This window comes from Desulfurispora sp. (genome assembly GCF_052744395.1).
In genome coordinates, this window is the sequence record NZ_JBRAJI010000036.1 from 1 (window position 1) to 18,109 (window position 18,109).

Consider the following 18,109-nt stretch of genomic DNA (forward strand, 5'->3'; position numbering starts at 1 on the left):
CTGTGGATCAATTTTATTTGCACATAGTGGGTCAATTCTGTTGACAATCAACACTAGTCCAGATTGCCGTATAAAAATACCGGCAGCCCGGGTCTCGGGCTGCCGGTAAACATTTAATCCCTGTCGAATTCTTTGATCCCTTTTTTAATTTGCTCGGAAATCTGTTGCATCATATTGTGAAACGCTTCATGCGCCACTGCCGCCTGCCGGGCGATGGGATTGTTCAGCGCCTTGAGCTCGGCCGCTTCCAGAGCCTTTTTATCCTCCTCGGTCATCACATAGCCCGCCAGCTGCATTTTCTGGTATTTTTGCCGCAGAATTTGCGCTTCTTCCATCAGCTTTCTGGCTTCCTCGTCATGCAGCAGGGCCTTTTCGCACTGCTTCTTCAGCTTGAACTCCTCGGTGGAAGCGATAATCCTGCCCAGTTCCTTGCAGAGATTAAGAGCATCTTCAATGGTTGCCAACCAATTCACCTCCTGAAATCTTATTTTCTCCGCTCTGACATAAAATCCTGCATTGGTCCAGACAATAAAAAGGCGGCCGGTAAGCCGCCGTGTGGAACAAGTTACCTGTGTTGCGCTGTTTTGGGTACCCCGATACTGCTTTGCCTGGCTGTGAACAAACGCTCCATTTCGTATACTTTGGATTCGTCAGCGAGGATGATGCTGGTGATTTCCTGAAAAATTTCAATGCTGCGGATCATGCCGATTACCCGTTCTTCCTCCACAACCGGCAAAATGTTGGTTTGATACTTACCCATACCGTAAACCGCCTTGATCAGCGGATCATCGGCGTTAACGCAAAAGTCCACCGGGCGCATGATTTCTCTGACCCTGCGTTCGGCCGCGTCCAGGCAGCGCTCGGTAAAGAGCCCTTCCCAGAACACCGGAATGGCCCAGGCTGCATCAACCGTCCAGCCCCGGTAGGTGCCACCTTTCAAGTACTGCGGTTCGATGGCCCGCATCAGATCTTCCAGACTGACCAGACCGGTCAGCAGATTGTTTTCGTAAACCAGCACCGCCCTGGTCTGGACATCGCCGCCAGCTTGCGGGCAGGAGCGCTTGAGAGCAGCGGCCACTTCCCGGAAGGTGGCGTCAGAGGTAACGGCGGGGTACTGCTCTACATTGACCATCAGATCCCTGACCTGGCGTTCGGTAAACATGTTTTGCATAGCAATCCCTCCTTGGTTTGTTTTGGTAAATTGATTCACACCGGCGCCATTACAACAGCGCATTCTTTTCCAGGCGGCGGGGCAATTGTTTTATTCCCAGCAGCGATAGGATATCCTCCTGCAGGCTGTTGGGCGGTGTAATATAGCGCAGCTCCTCATTCTGGCAGATATTGACGGTGAGTTTGATATCCTCCAACAATTCCAGAGCGTGTTCCGGGCTGATTTCCAGCCCGCCCCGGGAGAGGATTTTCTCCAGAGTTTTTTTGATCAGGTAAGCGAGCACGCAAACAAATACATAGCCGCGGAGCTGGCTTTCGGAGTTAATGCCTGTGCTCTGTTCGTGCTTCTTGATCAGGCGGAATTCCTCCCGGGCCAGGGTGTAGTCCTGATAGGCGGCGATAATCTGTCCGGCACTCAAGTAGTGACAATTGGTTTTGATTAAAAACTTGCCGCTTAAGGCCAGCTCTTTTTCCACCTCCAGTAACCTGCTCTCCAGGCGCTTGGCCTTGCCGGCCGCCTGCAGAGGAGCCAGGCAGATGAGATACCGGTGACCTCGCCAAACCACTTCCCGGTAAAGCAGATTGTCATGCAATCTGGTGAAGGCGGTGGCTGGCGCATAAAAATGCTGGGTCAGAGCGGTAGCCTCATGATTAAAGCGTACCGGCATGCCCACAATGTACTCCTGGCCGTAAGCTTGCAACAATTGCAGGTTTTCTTCCGTAATGATCTGCTGATCGCCCACAAAAACACAATTCTTAATCTGATACTGACCTTTGATTTCTGATATGCGGCGGGGAACCGTTTCACCGTCGGCCAGGTGCCCCAAAAACATGCGGTGGCCAAAGGGCAGACCGCTTTGGTTGACCAGCAGGGCCAGATCCACCTGGCGCCGTTCCAGCGGAGTGGCGATGAAGGGGCGACCCGAGCCACCCGGCCGCCCATTGCCGGAAGGCGATTGCTCCAGGTAACCGCGGGTGAGATGGCAGAAAATAATCTGATCATGGTCCGGGCAGAATTTTTGTACAACTTGAAAAAGGGCTTTTTCTAGTTCTTCCTTAATGGTGGCCAGGTTGGTCAGGGTGCGGGAAAACTGGTCTGGACTGATGCTGGTATTTTCCAGATGGGGCAGGTAAAGTTGTTCGTACCATTCGGTAATCCGGCGCATATTGTGCTTTTTCACTAGCTGATGGATGGTCAGTATTTCTGCCAGCAGGGGAGTATGGGGCAGTGCACCGGAGCACTTTTGGATATGTTCGGTAATTTGCAGTATCTGCCAGATCTTGTGGATGGCCAGCACGTTGCCGAATTCCAGTACACGCTGGGTGACCAGGGCGCTGTCCAGCCCTTCCGGCAAGCCGCATATTTTGGCCAGCCCGCTGATCAGCCCCTGAACTTTTTCGGGTGTCAGTTCCTCAATGTTCCCCAGATTGGCGATGACCCTCTGTTTAACCTTGTTGCCCTCCCGGTAGTTCTCAATTAGCTTGACATAGGTGTATTCTTTGCCGTTGCTTTTGCTGGTAATTTTACGGAAAAACATCGTCCCAGTCACCACCCTTGATAGTGTTGACACTACATGTGATAATGATTACTAGTACATATCACCGGCCATTGCTGCGCCGGACCTGTCACTACAGGGCTTTGGATTCAGGGGGTTTTGATTTAGATTTTGTCACCAGCCTGGAATGACAAATTCAGCCGTCGACTTCCCTGATGGAAGTTAAATATATCACAAGCCTAGAACAAATGAGCCAAGTGCAATATTGTTATGCAGATACCGCTGTTAATATGGATTATAATACAACCATAGTATTTGTGCAATAATGTACAAGTCTCTGGGCTATAATTCCAATATTCATAATATTCTTACATATTCTCAGGCTGCTGTTGAAGCAAATAGTCCAGTGTGACAAAGGAATAACCTTTTTGTTGCAAGGTTTGAAGCAGCATGGGCAGGGCCTCTACAGACTTTCGCCTGTCCAGGCGGCCGTCATGAACCAGAATAATGGCTCCCGGCCCGGTTCTGGCTACCGCCCGTCTAACCATGTCAGCCGGTGTGGGGCAATTCCTGTTTTCCAGGCAAACCGTCCACAGCACTGTTTGCAGTCCCTGCTGCCGGGCTGCTTCCATGCCTTCGGCGGTGACAATTCCCCGGGGCGGGCGATAATAAACCGCTTGCAAACCGCTGATTTGCTGCAGTAACTGGTTGGTGCGGGAAAGTTGCTGATTGTACTCCGGCAGAGTAAGCGTTTCTACACCGGGATGGGTGAAGGTGTGATTGGCCAGAGCATGCCCCCGCTCAAAAATCAGGCGGGTCAGTTCCGGGTATTCCCGGACGGACTGGCCGATGACAAAAAAGGTGGCCGGGACATGATATTCATCCAGGATGCGTAAAATAGACAGGGTATAACGGGGATCCGGTCCGTCGTCAAAAGTCAGGGCGACAATCTTTTCCGTGGTGGCGGCAGCGCGCACCGGCGGGGTGTAGGCGGCAAAATATAGCGGCAGGGCATGATAGTTCCAGGTGCTGCGGGCCTTTTCCCATATCTGGGCCCATCGGGTTTCCGGCAGCAGGGTGGTGGCTGACAGCAGCAGGAACAGGGCGATGAGAGGGGCTGCCCATATTTTTTTCATGCTGTTATTCCCTCCCTGGTTACAAAAAAACCTGCTGACCATCATTTTGTTTTAAAATGCTGGTAGCAGGTTGACCGGTCAATCAGTCATTTTGCGCAACTCGCCCTTGAGCAGCTTGCCGGAAGTGGTCTTGGGCAGGTTTTCCACAAAGCGGAAATAGCGGGGTATCTTGTACCTGGCCAGCTTTTCTGCGCAGAAACCGCGCAGTTCTTCTTCATCCAGGCGCCGGCCGTCCCGGGTGAGGATAAAGGCCAGCACTTCTTCGCCCATGATCGGGTCGGGTACGCCCACCACGGCTGCTTCAAAGATGGCGGGGTGGGTGTACAGCACTTCTTCCACTTCCCGGGGGTGGATGTTCAGGCCACCCCGGATGATCAGGTCTTTTTTGCGATCAACTATAAACAGGTATCCGTCCTGGTCCATATAGGCCAGGTCACCGGTGTGGAACCAGCCGTTGCGCAGGGCCCAGCGGGTTTCTTCCTCCCGGTTGTAATAACCGGCCATCACATTGGGGCCACGGACAATGATTTCGCCCACCTGCCCCACCGGTACTTCCCGGTCTTCGTAATCCACAATTTTTACTTCCACTCCCGGTATAGGCAGTCCAATGGAGCCGGGCTTCTTTAAACCAAAGACCGGGTTGCTGGTGACCACGGGCGAGGTCTCGCTCAAACCATACCCTTCCGTAATTTCAAAACCAAATCTGGCAGCAAACTTGTGGAAAACTTCCACCGGCAGCGCAGCTGCCCCGGTGAAGGCAATGCGCCAGGAAGATGTATCGTAGGTGCGGGGTGGTTCGTATTCCACCAGCAGAGCATACATGGTGGGCGGTCCGAAGTAAATGGTAATTCTCTCTTTTTCCACAGTTTCCAGCAGCGGTTGGGGTCCGGCCCACTGGTCGTGAATAACCAGCGTGGCTCCGCAGATCAAACTGCTGTTCATAATGCAGGTCTGGGCAGCAGAATGGTAAACCGGCGCGATGAGCAGTGCCCGGTCCTGTTCAGTCGTTCGGCACAACTGGGCAAAGGTCTGGGCGTTGCTGAACAGGTTGTGATGGGTGAGCATGGCTCCCTTGGGAGTTCCCGTTCCACCGGCCGTATACAATATTTCTGCTACATCGTCCCGGTGAAAGTTGCCCGGGCTGAAGTATCTGTCGGTACCGGCTTCCATAACACGCTTGAAGGAATGCATTTTGGGGCCCACCGGGTTGGAACGGGTGACAATCAGGCCATAATTTACAGGTATTTCCTGGGTCAGCTTGTTCAGGACGGGTGCAGCCAGCGGGTCGCAGATCACCGCCGCCGGCAGGGCGTCGCGCATGATTACCCCCAGCTCATTGGCTGTATACTGGGGATTGACCGGTACAATAATCGCACCCAGGCGCAGGATGGCATAATAGGAGATCACAAATTCCGGGCTGTTTCCCAGTGCTACCAGTACCCTGTGACCGGGTCTGAGGCCTAGTTTGCGCAGGCCGCCGGCCAGCTGGTTGACCAGCTCATCCAGTTGCTGGTATGTTATTATTTGATCCCGGTAGACAATAGCCTGATGGGCAGGAAAAGTGCGGGCTATTTCGGCCAGTCGTACAGGCAGATTCATATGGTAAACACCTCCCGGGGTGGTGGATGGTGCAGTCAAGAACTATTGTCTTAAAATTCGCTTTAATAGTTAAAAATCCTGCCTTGCAGCAATAATAAAATGTTGTCCTGACGGCAGCGGAGGAGAGGTGAGATGGTTTATGTCCAACGAACAAAAAACGGCAAAGCGGGACAGGAGCCCGGGTGGCGGTATCAGGATAGGCCGGCTGAAAGTTGATCCGGTGTTTATGCTGTTGTTTCTCTTTCTGACTTTCTCATCACTGGGTTTGTTAATATTTATACTACTGAGCGTTAAATAAATTCCCCTCCCGGGAAACCGTTCTCCGGCCGTAGAGCTTACGCAATGTGGCCGTGCTCATAACCAGCAGGCGGGCTTCCAGCCTGGTCTGCTGGTTTTCTATGCGCGCTTGGCCTGCCGGATGCCAGAGGCGCAGCAGTGTTCTCTGGTACCAGGTGATTACCCGGCTCAGCCACCCGCTGGTGAGCGGGTATACACCGAATCCCAGTTTTTCTGCTCCCCGGTGCAGTATGGTGATGCCCACCAGGGCGCGCACCTGGCTCAGTTCCGGGCATTGTTCAATATGACGCGCTAAAGCCGGCAGGCTCCTCTGTACGGCCCGCAGGGTGCGCAGGGCGATTCTTTCCGTACTGCCGGCGCCGGCTGTGAGTTCCTGCAGGTAATCGTTATCCAAATGCAGTTCCAGGACAGGTTGCCGGCTGGTGAGGGTGGTGCCGTCCGGCAGTAACAGCGGGCGCCCGCGGTAGCGGCGCAGGGCCAGGCGAAAAACCGTGGGGCGGCCGTTGTCCGAGAGCCTTTGGATGCGGGCCAAACGGGCGAACAATTTTTCCCACAGATCCAGCCAGATGCGCCTGGGTCTGGTCTGCAGCAGTTCGGAGAGAGGCACAATCTGCCAGCCCCTTTCCCGGAGTTGTCGGATAATCCTGGGCAGCGCGTCAATGGTGTGCTGGGGGGCGCCGGGAGCGGCCCCGCAGGTATGGTCGCTGTCATGGAAGATTAAAACATGACCGGGCTGGATCTGCCGTAAAACCAGATGATAAATTTTATCGGCCGAGGTGTTCCTCAGCCAGTCCCAGCTCATGAATGACCACAGGACCAGTCTGATATTCCTGGCGTAACAGTAACACAGGTGCATCAAATTGCAAATTCCCCAGGGGGGGCGGAAGTAACGGGGCTTTTGCCCGGTGATTTCTTCAATGGTCCGGCTGGTCAGGTGTAGATCGCTGACTACATGGTGCGGCCCGAGTAACCACGGCAGCTGATGGCGGTAGCTGTGTATACCGATTTCATGCCCGCTTTTGTGCATGCGCCTGATCAGATGCGGGAAACGGCGGGCCCGTTCACCCAGTACGAAAAAACAGGCGGGTACCCGTTCTTGTTCCAGAACGTCCAGCAACTGCTCGGTGAAGACGGGGTGGGGACCGTCATCAAAGGTTATGGCCACCCGGGGGCAGGATGCTTCGCCCCTACGCCGGCAGAACATGCCCAGGCGGGTCAGCAGGGTGGGTACAATGGTGTACAGAATGATCAGGGCGGCCAGAAAGAAGCAAATTGTAGCCGGGTCAATGTTCATGCTCACCGGATTCACCTTCTGTATTCAACGCGGATGTCAGTGTGCAAAAGTATACTGTTCCCACCGCAGCCAGCAGGAACGCTGCTGCTAGCAGAGTGAAGGATGGGGTGAAATAACGTGCTGTGAGGGCGCCCACGAGATTTCCCAGAGAAAGTCCCAGACCCTCCACGGTGGCAAAGACTCCCCAGCCGGTGGCCTGCTGCTCGGGTGGTATCAGACGGGCCAGCAGGTTGTTCCAGGCCGGTAAAATAGCGGCATAGGACAGGCCCAGCAGAACTGCCAGAGCAAATATAGTTCGAATATCTTGAGCTGTTCGCAGGGTTAAAAGCACCAGGGCCGTGGCCACAAAACCGGTGCTCAGCTGGTGGCGGGGTCCTGTCCGGTCGGCCAGGCAGCCGAAAGGGTACAGGGCCAGGATGGCGGCAGCACCGCCGCAAATGACCAGCCAGGAATATTCTGCTCCGGTCATTCGCCAGCTGACCCGAGCATACACCGGCAGGACTGGCAGCAGCATCCCGGCGGTGAGGATCTGGGTAAACATGCCGGGCAGGATGAAACGGACAAAGAAATCCTGCCCCAGCATCTGTTGTACTGTTGCCAACAGGTGGTTCGGGTCCCGGTCATGGGATGGCCAAACAATTGGTTGCTGGCAGGCTCTTTTGTGGTAATACCAGCAGCAGATGGTGGCCAGGATTAAAAGCACGGTCAACCCGGCCAGCGCAGCAGCAGGCAGGTAGTCCAGCCAGAAATTCAGTCCTACCAGCCCGGCACCGTTGCCCCCCATCCAGGCGGCAAAAACCAGACCCATGCGGGAAGCCCGCCGGGGGTGTCCCACAGGGGCCACCTGGCTGATGATTCCCGGCCAGGTAAATGACACGGCGATCCCGCTGGCCAGAGCCAGGGCAATCAGCAGGCCTGGAGAAGGGGTTTCCCAGATCGGATAAAAAAGACAGGTGGTGCAGAACATACCGGCAGTGATCAACGCGGGACCGTGGCGGTCAATTAACCGGCCGGCTATTATTTTGCCGGCTGTTTCGGCAAAATAATGAGCGGCGGTGGCACCACCCGCCACCATCAGGTGATAGTTTTGCTGAGCCGCCAGCGCAGGCAGGTAACTGAAAAAAACCGCGCTGCGGACCGTTTCCAGCAGAAACAGAGCCAGTACAAGCAGCTTATACATGCGCGCACCTGATGAACAAAATTCCTGGGAGTTTTGTACCCAAAATAAATTATAGTTGATCCGTCAGCTTTGATCCATAATTCCTGAACGTCCGGCTAAATATTCAGTATGTCCTGCCAGGACATTTTCCCGGTCTGGTGGCAACTTGTTTGTTTGTGGCAGTGTGTTGCAATATGATGGCAAATATTGTGCCTGTCCTCCGGCGACAAAAATTGATATGATCTTTTGTGTCGAATACTGTCACCGGGAGGATTGTCATGACAAGAAGATGTGGCTTCGTTGTTCTGCTGGCTTGCTGGTTGGTTATGATTATGAGCGGTACGGCCCGGGCCTCCACCCTGTTCAGCGGTCCCTTAAAACCGGGGGACAGGGGTACACAGGTGGCTTATTTGCAGCAGGCGCTGGCGCGCCAGGGGCTGTTTCCGGCTCAGCTGATTACCGGCTACTATGGCAGTATCACCCGTGGTGCCGTGCAGAATCTGGAAAAGAAATATGGCCTGCCGGTCGACGGCCGGGTGGCTCAGGCCGAATGGTCCATACTTTTTGGTACATCCGCGGTTGCTCCGAAAAACAAACGTCTGGTGCTGGGATACTATACAACTGACTATCCGGGTGATCAAGCATCTTATCAGGATTTGGCTACATATGCCGGTTATATTGACCAGATTGCCACCTTTGATTGCTGGGTGAATGAAAACGGTTATTTGCAGGGAGTGCCTTCGGCCGATGCGCTAAAACTGTCCCGGCAGAAGAATGTGGGGATGCAGCTGCTGGTGCACAACTTCATGAATGGGGGATTTGCCGGTGACTTTATCTTGAGGGTTCTGGAAAACCCCCGTTCCCGGCAGACTCTGGTGCGGGAAATTGTTTATGTGGTGAACAAATACAGCCTGGCCGGTGTAAACATTGATTTTGAAGGAATTCCACCTCGGGGGCGCCAGGTATATACCACCTTTGTCCGGGAACTGGCCGGGCGCCTGGCGGGAGAGGGCCGGTTGCTGACCCTGTCCGTGCCGGCCAAGAGTGCTGACAACCCGTACAATAGCTGGTCGGGCGCCTATGACTATGCCGCTCTGGGCCAACTGGCTGATTATCTGGCTATCATGACCTACGACCAGCACTGGTGGGGGGGGGCTCCAGGACCGGTAGCCTCCCTGCCCTGGGTGGTGTCGGTCCTGGATTATGCCACGGCGGTGATCCCGGCACAAAAAGTCCTTCTGGGTATAGGCTGTTACGGGTATGACTGGCCGGAGCAAAGAGTGGGTCGGGCGGTCAAATGGAAAGACATGCCCGCTCTGATCGCCAGAACCGCGCAGCCACAATGGAGTGAGCAATACTCCGTACCCCATCTGGTTTACTGGCAGGGAGGAGTAAAACACCAGGTGTGGTTTGAAAACAAGTACAGCCTGGCGATTAAGCTGAAACTGCTCAGCAGTTACAACCTGGGTGGAATTGCCGTCTGGCGTCTGGGATATACGGATGCCCAGTTCTGGCAGACAGTAGCGGCCGGTTTGCGCTAACTTACGGGCGGCTGACTGCCAGTAGATAGATTTCTTTGGTGGCACCCGTATTGATGCTTTGTTCAGCCTGCTGGAGAGTTTTCAATTGTTCACCGGTAAGCTCGGCTACCTGCATGCCTTTGGCATCAATCTGGCACATGTTTGATCCCTCCTGAATAACCATAGTGTATTAGTATTGATGTAAATATTATTAGCACAGAATAACTTTTTAAACCTCACCAAAAAGGAATTGATTTTTATTCTCAAGCGCACTATAATGGTTAATGAAAACGGTTATCCTTTTCAGGAGGGTAAATATGACCACGCTGGATCGGGTGAAAAGAGGCCAGGCAGTACAGATTGCTGCCATTGAAAACGAACAGATGCGGGCTCAGGCCATTCGCTTCGGGATTGCGGAAGGGGCTGTGGTTACCTGTCAGGAAATTGTACCGGCCGGGCCTGTTGTGATTGCCCGTTCCAACCAGGAGATAGCCATTGGCCGGCACCTGGCCAGGAAAATTAAAGTGAAATGCCTGCCGGAGCAGGAGGGACAGGGCAAGTGCAGCCAGTGCTCCAAAGCCCGCAAGACTGGTTGGAAGTCCCGGATATTCACCAACTTGCTGAATATTATATCATGACGACTCAATAGCGCTATGCAGCCCGCCGGCAGGTCGGGCTTTTTCCTTTTTGTCGTTACCAAACTAAACTGCACCGGTGCCAAACGGCAAAGGTGCGGTTGTAATCATTACGGTTATGACATATTCTGGTCTTACGGGATTAATTTAGCTGAATGCAGGGTGAGGATATGCATATCTGCCGGAAGGTCAAAGAAGGATTGGGTTTGCAGGGGCGCTGTATTGTGCTGGTGGGCAATCCCAATGTGGGCAAGACAGCGCTGTTCAATGCCCTGACCGGTACATATGTTGATGTGAGCAATTTTCCCGGCACAACGGTGGATGTGGTTTACCGGGCGCTGGGACAGGACCTGTTGCTGGATACGCCGGGCGTCTACGGTTTGTCCTCTTTTACAGCAGCGGAAAGGGTGACCCGGGAAGCGGTGGCCGGCGCCGATCTGGTGATCAATGTGATCTCGGCGTTGCATCTGGAAAGGGATTTGTTTTTAACCCTGCAGCTGATCGATGCCGGGTTGCCCCTGGTGGTGGTTTTGAATATGGTAGATGAAGCGGCGGCCAGGCAGGTGGAAGTCGATCACCGTGCTCTGGCCGGGTTGCTGGGTGTACCCGTGGTACCGGCCGTGGCGGTGGAAAAGCGGGGAGTGAGGGATGTTTTAGAGGCGCTGTCCGCGGCCCGGGCTGGCCGAGCGCCGCAAGAACTGGAGGACAGGCTGGAGGAAGTGATGGGCAAATACCGGGTTTCCCGCCTGGAAGCGCTGCTCTGGCTGGAAGAAGACGATAGCGCCGCCGGGCGGATGGGACTACCGGAGCGGGGCGGCCGGGACCGGTTATATCTGGAGAGGCGGCGCCGGGTTAATGAAGTTGTCGGCCAATTGCGCGGGCGGCCTGGCGGGCAAAAAACAGCAGCGGATCGCCTGGGTCACTGGCTGATCCATCCGGTAACGGGGATACCTTTTCTAATACTTGTGCTGGCGGCTCTTTATTACCTGGTGGGAGTGGTTTTTGCCGGGCACATTGTGGATTATACCGAGGGTGTACTGATGGAGCAGTATTACCAGCCGGTAATACGTCAGTTTCTAGCTCAGTTGGTTAGCCCGGCTTCGGTACCGGGAGAGATTTTGGGCGGTGAATTCGGCCTTCTGACCATGGCTGTGACATACCTGCTGGGGCTGTTGCTACCGCTGGTGGTTGGTTTTTTTTTGGCGCTGGCCTTGCTGGAGGACAGCGGATATCTGCCCCGTATCGCTATTTTGATGGACCGGGCCATGGCCGGGCTGGGGTTGAACGGGCTGGCCATCATTCCCCTGGTGCTGGGGTTTGGTTGTGTGACCATGGCGGCTATTACCACCCGCTTATTGCCGGGGGAAAGGGAAAGGCGCATTGCCATATTTTTGCTGGTACTGGCGGTTCCCTGTTCGGCGCAGCTGGCCTTTGTCGCCGCGGTTCTGTCCGGGCTGGGGCCGGCCTATCTGGTGCTTTATATCCTTATTGTGCTGAGCATACTTACCGCAGCCGGTCGCCTTTTGGCCAGGGTATTGCCGGGCCAGAGCCAGCCCCTCTGGGTGGACCTGCCGCTCTTGCGCTGGCCGCGCCCGGCCAATGTGGGTACTAAAACATGGCAGAGAACGCGGGATTTCATGCGGGAAGCTGTGCCGATTTTCATGGGCGGTGCGCTGCTGCTGGGCATATTAAAAGTATCGGGCTGGCTGGCATTTTTACACCGGATGCTGCAGCCGGTAACCGTCAGCTGGCTGCATCTGCCGCCGGAAACAGCCAGCGCCTTTATCATGGGCTTCATCCGGCGCGATTTTGGAACAGCCGGCATTTTGCATCTGAAGCTATCCGCGCTGCAGCAATTCGTGGCCCTGGTCACCCTGACCCTCTTTGTGCCTTGTATAGCATCGGCCATGGTTATTTTCAAAGAAAGAGGCGGGCGGGAAGGAACGCTGATGTGGTTGGCCGTAATAGGACTGGCTTTCGGCAGCGGCGGTATCATCACCCGGGGGTTGGAAATTTTACAGGACCTGTTTCCGGGCACGGCTTTCTGGATGGCCAGTGCGGTTCTGCTGCTGTTGCTGGTCGGGCCGGCCCTGTTCGGGACAGGTGCGGGCAGCAGGAAGGAATTTTAGGAGCGGTGTTAAATAAGTATGCTTGTGAATATACTGCGGGGGGAGTGGAGGAGGATCAGCGGAGAGACCGATGCCGGCACCGGGAAAAAGTTCCGGCGGCATGCCCTGGTGCCGGTACTGCTATGGGGAATAATCTGTTTATTTTGCGCTCAACCGGTGCTGGCCCAACCGGAGGAGCCGGCTGTTGCTGCGCAGGGGGCTATTCTGATCGACCTGGCTACCGGTCAGGTTCTCTATGCCCGGAACGCGCAGGAGCGCCTTTACCCGGCCAGCACCACCAAAATCCTCACCGCCTGGCTGGCGATCAAACACGGCCGGTTGGATGATCGGGTGACCATTGAGCCGGAAGATGTGGGCTGCGAAGGTAGTTCCGTGGGCTTGCAGGTGGGCGAACAGGTCAGGCTGGAGGATCTGCTTTACGCTCTCATGCTCAGTTCGGACAACGATGCAGCGCAGGCCATCGCCCGGCATGTGGCCGGTTCGGTGCCGGATTTTGTGGATATGATGAACCGGGAAGCCGCCGCTCTGGGAGCGAAAAACTCACATTTTGCCAATCCCAACGGTTTGCCCGATCCCAACCACTATGTCACGGCGGCCGATTTGGCTCTCATTGCCCGGCAGGCCATGCAGGAGGAGCGCTTTCGCCGGATTGCCGGTACCTACCAGTATCACTTCCGGCGCTGGCTGCCGGAGCCGGTACGGGGCATTCCCCAGGAGCACTTTGTCAATCACAACAAGCTGCTCTGGCCCGGTTCCCGATATTTTTACCCCGGGGCCACCGGGGTAAAAACCGGTTATACCAGTGCGGCCGGCAATTGTCTGGTGGCAGCAGTACGCCGGGGCGAAACCGAACTTCTCACGGTGGTGCTCAAGGATAGCGCTCCGGATTTTTACCTGGATACCATCAGAATGCTGAATTATGGTTTTAGTAATTTTATCCGGGTGAAAGGGCTGGAAAAGGGGCAGCAGCTGGACGAGGTGAAGTTGCCCGGGGCCGTGGAAGAACGATGGCCGGTTCTGGCGGGTGATGATTTCTATTATTTGCAAAAAAAGGGGGCAGCCAGTCGAGTCACCACCCGTCTGGTTCTGGAGCCGCAGCTCAGGGCTCCCCTGGCGGCCGGACAGACTGTGGGTCGGGTGGAAATTTACCTGGACGGCAGTAAAATTGGCCAGGTACCTCTGCTGGTAGGGGTGGATGTGCCGGCTTTCTGGTGGGGCAAGCGCTTTCTGCTGGCCGGAGCGGTGCTGCTCGGCCTGCTGTGCTGCGTCGTGTGGCAGATCCGGCGCTACCATAGAAGGCGGCGCTGGGCCCGGCGCCGGGCGGCTGCTATACGATTAAAATAGCAATTTTATAGTGAACATAGTTTCTTTATCATTGACAGCAAAATTGGCATAAATTATACTGAAATAAAGATGTGCCCCGGGGTGATGACTGTGTCCGACAGCAGCCTGCTCGCTCATTTTGCCAAAAAACTCCAGGCCGGTGATTGTAAGCTGACACCACGCCGGGAGCATGTCTTGCGGGTGATGCTGGAAAACAAGGATAAACACCTGAGTGCCGAGGAAGTTTACAATCTGGTCAAATTGCGCGCACCTGAAACAGGGCTGGCTACCGTGTACCGGACACTGGAGCTGTTTAGTGAACATGACATTATTCACGGTATGGATTTCGGTGACGGACGCAAGCGCTATGAGCTGGTTGACCCGGCTGACGACGGACACCATCACCACCATCTGATCTGTACCAGGTGTGGAAAAATAATGGAAGTAGATGAAGATTTGCTGGAGCACCTGGAACACAAAATTTCATCAAAATATGACTTTCAAATTGACGATCACCAGTTGAAGGTCTTCGGACTTTGCCGCGATTGTCAGAAAAAGAAAAAACCCTGAGATTAGGGCAGGGTTTTTTCATTGTGACAATATGTGAAAAATATCACATCATGTTGTCGGTATAAAAAGCGGTGCGATTTGATCCAATGTAATGAAAAATTAAGCAACGTTAAAGGAAATTTAATACCTGTTATCCACTTTTACTATATAATGTGGTTATGGTGGATATAATTGGCATTTGCCCTGGTATTAATGACAGCTCTGTAGCATACACATTTAGAGTCGGTTTTGGGGTGAAGGCCTGGTTTAACTCCAGAAAAAGAGCTACAAGGGGTGTTGTCCATGTCATCAGGGCGTTTTATCAGTTGTATGGAAACCATGTTTCAGGGACCGGGAACAGTTTTTACATACTGGGAGCTGGGCCCCTCTCTGGCGGGCCGGTTGAAACCCGGGGACAGGCTGCTGCTGCGGCTTTACCGGGTTGAGGGTGCCGGCAGTTGCCTGCTGGTGGAACAGGAGTTGCCCCCCGGTACCACGGACTGGTATTTTCACAACCTTGCTCCCGCTGCTGTTTACTATTGCGAAATTGGCATCCGGGAGGAAGATCTGTATTTGGCTCTGTTGCGTTCCGAGCCCGTAGCCACCCCTCCGGCACCGGTGGCTTACGGGGAGTGGCTGGCCGGGCTGCTGGCTGGCCAGCCGGTGCGACCGCCGGCGGGTGCCTTTGTGGGAGAGAAAAAGTATCTCTCCCACCCGGCGCAACCCGCCGTGCCGGCCTGGAGTACGGTCGATGCGCTGGGGGGGATGTATTTTTACACCGGCATACTGGCCGGCTGATCTGCGGGAGGGAAGAAAATGGCCTACCTCATGCTGGTTTTGCACAGCCACCTGCCCTTTGTGCGGACTCTGGAGCCCGGGCTATCCCTGGAAGAGCGCTGGCTATATGAAGCGGTCCGGGAGTGTTATATACCCCTGCTTATGCAATTAGAAGAACTGGTGGCTTCGGGTAAAAAGTTTCGCCTGGCCGTATCGCTATCCCCTCCCCTGCTGGCCATGCTCAGTGACGAACTGCTGCAGAGCAAGATAGCCCGGATGTTGGAAAAGAGCCTCGACCTGGCCCGGATGGAATGCCAGCGGACAAAAAATACCGAATTCTATCCCGTTGCCTCCATGTACCTGCAGCAACTCACCGAGATTCGCAGGTACTTTTTGTTCTGCGATGGTAATCTGCTGCCGGCATTCAAGAGACTGGCCGAGCTTGGTTATCTGGAGTTATTTACCTCCTGTGCCACACACGGCTTTTTGCCGCTCATGAAAAGCCGGGAAGTGCAGAGGGCGCAGGTGCGGATCGGGCTTAAGGAGTTTGCCCGCCATTTTGGCCGGCCGGCGGCGGGCATCTGGCTGCCCGAGTGTGGTTACCTGCCGGGATTGGAAACCATCCTGCGCGAGGAAGGGGTAAATTACACTTTTGTGGATACGCACGGCGTGCTAAGCTCCCTGCCCCGGCCCCGTTACGGAATTCATGCTCCAGTCACTCTGCCTGGGGGACTAAAGGTTTTTGGTCGCGACCCGGACAGTACCAGTCAGGTCTGGGAGCGGCGGGGCGGTTTTCCCGGGCACCCGCTATACAGGGAATTCTATCGCGATATCGGTTATGAGCTGGATCTGGATTACCTGGCACCCTGGTTGCCCGGTAACCGAATCCGGGTGGATACGGGCTTCAAGTATCATGCCATTACCGGCCGGGGGGAGGAAAAAGAGGTCTACCGGCCGGAACTGGCGCGGACGCTGGTTAAACAGCATGCCCGGGAATTTTTGCAGGCCCGCTGCAAACAGGCCGAACGGCTGGCTTCCTACATGGAGCGCCCCCCGCTGGTGGTAGCTCCTTATGATACCGAGCTTTTTGGACACTGGTGGTTTGAGGGTCCGTGGTGGATCCGGGAGGTGCTGGAACAGGCGGAGCAATATCCCGATCTGGAACTGGTTACCCCCTCCCAGTATTTATCCCTGCATCCGGAAAATCAGACTGTGCGCATGTCGGCCTCCAGCTGGGGCGAAGGCGGATACAACTATGTCTGGCTCAATAGCAGTAACGACTGGATTTACCGCTACCAGCACCGGGCGGAGAGAAGGCTGGTGGAAACCTGCCGGGAATATACTTCTCCGGCGCCGCAGCAATGGCGGGCCTTAAACCAGGCCTGTCGGGAACTGCTGTTAGCCCAGAGCAGTGACTGGGCATTCATCATGAAGCAAAACACCACTGTAGAATATGCCACCCGCCGGTTCAGGCAGCATATCGATAATTTGTTCTGCCTGCTGGATCAGTTGGACCGGGGCAGGCTGGATGAAGCCTGGTTGGATGAGCTGGCCAAAACCAATAATATTTTCCCCTGGCTGGATTACCGCCTGCTGGGAGGGGAGCTGGCCGGTAACCGGGGGAATGGTGGCCCTGCGCTGCGGGTGCTCATGCTGTCCTGGGAATTTCCGCCTCGCACGGTGGGTGGTCTGGCCAGACATGTGCACGATCTCTCCCGGGCGCTGGTGGAGCTGGGTGTGGAAGTGCATGTGCTTACCTGTCCGGCTGGCCGGGCGCCAGAGTGCGAACAGCAGGGGAATCTATATATTCATCGCGTTGCCCAGCACAAACTGACGGCGAGCGATTTTATGACCTGGCTGGGCCAGCTCAATCGGGGCATGCTGGAGCTGGCCGGGGTTTTAACCAGAAAGTATCGCTTTGATCTGGTGCATGCTCATGACTGGCTGGTCAAGGAGGCAGCGGCCCAGATTGTCGCTTCCAGCGGGCTGCCGCTGCTGGTGACCATTCATGCTACTGAGCATGGCCGCAACAACGGCCTGCATAATGATGTGCAGCGTTATATTCACCAGCAGGAAAGAGAGCTCACCCACTTGGCTGGCCGGGTGATTTGCTGCAGTGCATACATGGCGACGGAGGTAGCCGAGCTTTTCCAGATAGGGCGGGACAGGATAGAGGTCATCCCCAACGGGGTGAACGTGGCCAGTGTGCAACTGGATGAAAAATTGCGGGGAGAAGTGGAGAGAGTACCGGGCCGGTTGGTATTTCTGGGGCGATTGGTGCCGGAGAAGGGGGCCCAGGTGTTGATTCAGGCGCTGGCTCTGCTCAAGTCCGGGTTTCCCCACGTTCATCTCTTGCTGGCCGGACGAGGTCCTTACGAGCAGGCGCTCAAGGAGCTGGTCACGCAATGCCAGGTGGCCGACAGGGTGGAATTTGTCGGTTTTGTCAACGATCTAGGGCGGAATATTTTGCTGGCCAGCGCCCAGGTGGCGGTGTTTCCCAGCTTATACGAACCTTTCGGCATTGTAGCCCTGGAAGCCATGGCAGCCGGCGTTCCCGTCGTGATTGCCGATACCGGGGGGCTGGCCGAAATAGTCCAGCACGGTGTGGACGGTTACAAAGTACCGCCGGGGGATGCCCGCCTGCTGGCCCGCTATATCGGGGAACTGTTGAATCGTTCGGAACTGGCGGAAGATTTTCGATTCCAGGCGCTCAAAAAGGTAAAGTACCATTACAACTGGCTGCAAATTGCCCGGCAGACCTGTGCCGTATATGAAAGAGTATGCGGCAACCGGTCAGGCACCCTTGGGGTGGGCCATGCATAGTATGGTCTACAAAAACGCGAGGTGGTGAAAAAAACATGGCTGATTTTGTGGAAAGCTTAAAACAGGGTAAATCTACCTCCTGGATTGTGGGGTTGCTGGTCGGATTGCTGTTTTTGCTTCTGCTGGCTGCAGTAATTCTGGTGCTGTTGACTTAAGAGTTGCTGTTGCCGTTATGCCGTCCCGGGTCTTTGGGCCCGCAGGC

The 18,109-nt window shown here is 55.1% G+C and carries 15 protein-coding genes; 7 read left to right on the top strand and 8 right to left on the bottom strand.

Annotated elements, in window-relative coordinates:
* Window positions 1-113: 113 nt before the first annotated feature.
* The 7 genes from ACUVTU_RS09940 to ACUVTU_RS09970 all read right to left on the bottom strand — a co-directional run bounded on the left by ACUVTU_RS09940 (window position 114) and on the right by ACUVTU_RS09970 (window position 8,172).
* Window positions 114-464, bottom strand: coding sequence for a YlbF family regulator (locus ACUVTU_RS09940; RefSeq protein WP_445889811.1), 351 nt, complete (start codon window positions 462-464; stop codon window positions 114-116).
* Between the two features lie 101 nt (window positions 465-565).
* On the bottom strand, window positions 566-1,171 hold the full coding sequence (locus ACUVTU_RS09945; RefSeq protein WP_445889812.1) for a CBS domain-containing protein: 606 nt from the start codon (window positions 1,169-1,171) through the stop codon (window positions 566-568).
* Window positions 1,172-1,220: 49 nt separating this feature from the next.
* Window positions 1,221-2,708, bottom strand: coding sequence for an IS1634 family transposase (locus ACUVTU_RS09950; protein ID WP_445889813.1), 1,488 nt, complete (start codon window positions 2,706-2,708; stop codon window positions 1,221-1,223).
* 326 nt (window positions 2,709-3,034) lie between these two features.
* Window positions 3,035-3,802 carry a polysaccharide deacetylase family protein gene (locus ACUVTU_RS09955; RefSeq protein ID WP_445889814.1) on the bottom strand — a complete coding sequence of 256 codons (768 nt, stop codon included), beginning with the start codon at window positions 3,800-3,802 and terminating at the stop codon, window positions 3,035-3,037.
* A gap of 78 nt (window positions 3,803-3,880) precedes the next feature.
* A complete protein-coding gene (locus ACUVTU_RS09960) occupies window positions 3,881-5,401 on the bottom strand; it encodes a class I adenylate-forming enzyme family protein (protein WP_445889815.1) in 1,521 nt (506 codons plus the stop codon).
* Between the two features lie 280 nt (window positions 5,402-5,681).
* On the bottom strand, window positions 5,682-6,992 hold the full coding sequence (locus tag ACUVTU_RS09965; protein WP_445889836.1) for a polysaccharide deacetylase family protein: 1,311 nt from the start codon (window positions 6,990-6,992) through the stop codon (window positions 5,682-5,684).
* Window positions 6,982-8,172, bottom strand: coding sequence for an MFS transporter (locus ACUVTU_RS09970; protein WP_445889816.1), 1,191 nt, complete (start codon window positions 8,170-8,172; stop codon window positions 6,982-6,984). Before ACUVTU_RS09970 ends, ACUVTU_RS09965 begins: the two co-directional genes overlap by 11 nt.
* Before the next feature lie 257 nt (window positions 8,173-8,429).
* Here ACUVTU_RS09970 and ACUVTU_RS09975 point away from each other — a divergent pair, with 257 nt between their 5' ends.
* Window positions 8,430-9,692, top strand: a complete 1,263-nt coding sequence (locus ACUVTU_RS09975) for a glycosyl hydrolase family 18 protein (protein ID WP_445889817.1) — start codon at window positions 8,430-8,432, stop codon at window positions 9,690-9,692.
* 1 nt (window position 9,693) lies between these two features.
* On the opposite strand, the gene ACUVTU_RS09980 is transcribed toward ACUVTU_RS09975, so the two are convergent.
* Complete coding sequence (locus tag ACUVTU_RS09980) at window positions 9,694-9,831, bottom strand: hypothetical protein (RefSeq protein WP_445889818.1); 138 nt, start codon at window positions 9,829-9,831, stop codon at window positions 9,694-9,696.
* A 157-nt stretch (window positions 9,832-9,988) separates the two neighbouring features.
* On the opposite strand from ACUVTU_RS09980, the gene ACUVTU_RS09985 reads away from it, so the two are divergent.
* The 6 genes from ACUVTU_RS09985 (at window position 9,989) to ACUVTU_RS10010 (ending at window position 17,907) form a co-directional block, all read left to right on the top strand.
* Entirely contained in the window at window positions 9,989-10,309 is a 321-nt protein-coding gene (locus ACUVTU_RS09985) for a FeoA family protein (protein WP_445889819.1), read from the top strand.
* Window positions 10,310-10,476: 167 nt separating this feature from the next.
* Complete coding sequence (gene feoB, locus ACUVTU_RS09990) at window positions 10,477-12,435, top strand: ferrous iron transport protein B (protein ID WP_445889820.1); 1,959 nt, start codon at window positions 10,477-10,479, stop codon at window positions 12,433-12,435.
* Window positions 12,436-12,453: 18 nt separating this feature from the next.
* On the top strand, window positions 12,454-13,779 hold the full coding sequence (locus ACUVTU_RS09995) for a D-alanyl-D-alanine carboxypeptidase family protein (RefSeq protein WP_445889821.1): 1,326 nt from the start codon (window positions 12,454-12,456) through the stop codon (window positions 13,777-13,779).
* A 90-nt stretch (window positions 13,780-13,869) separates the two neighbouring features.
* Window positions 13,870-14,328 carry a Fur family transcriptional regulator gene (locus tag ACUVTU_RS10000; RefSeq protein WP_445889822.1) on the top strand — a complete coding sequence of 153 codons (459 nt, stop codon included), beginning with the start codon at window positions 13,870-13,872 and terminating at the stop codon, window positions 14,326-14,328.
* 282 nt (window positions 14,329-14,610) lie between these two features.
* Complete coding sequence (locus ACUVTU_RS10005) at window positions 14,611-15,105, top strand: DUF4912 domain-containing protein (protein ID WP_445889823.1); 495 nt, start codon at window positions 14,611-14,613, stop codon at window positions 15,103-15,105.
* A gap of 18 nt (window positions 15,106-15,123) precedes the next feature.
* Entirely contained in the window at window positions 15,124-17,907 is a 2,784-nt protein-coding gene (locus tag ACUVTU_RS10010; RefSeq protein WP_445889824.1) for a 1,4-alpha-glucan branching protein domain-containing protein, read from the top strand.
* The last annotated feature ends 202 nt before the right edge of the window (window positions 17,908-18,109 follow it).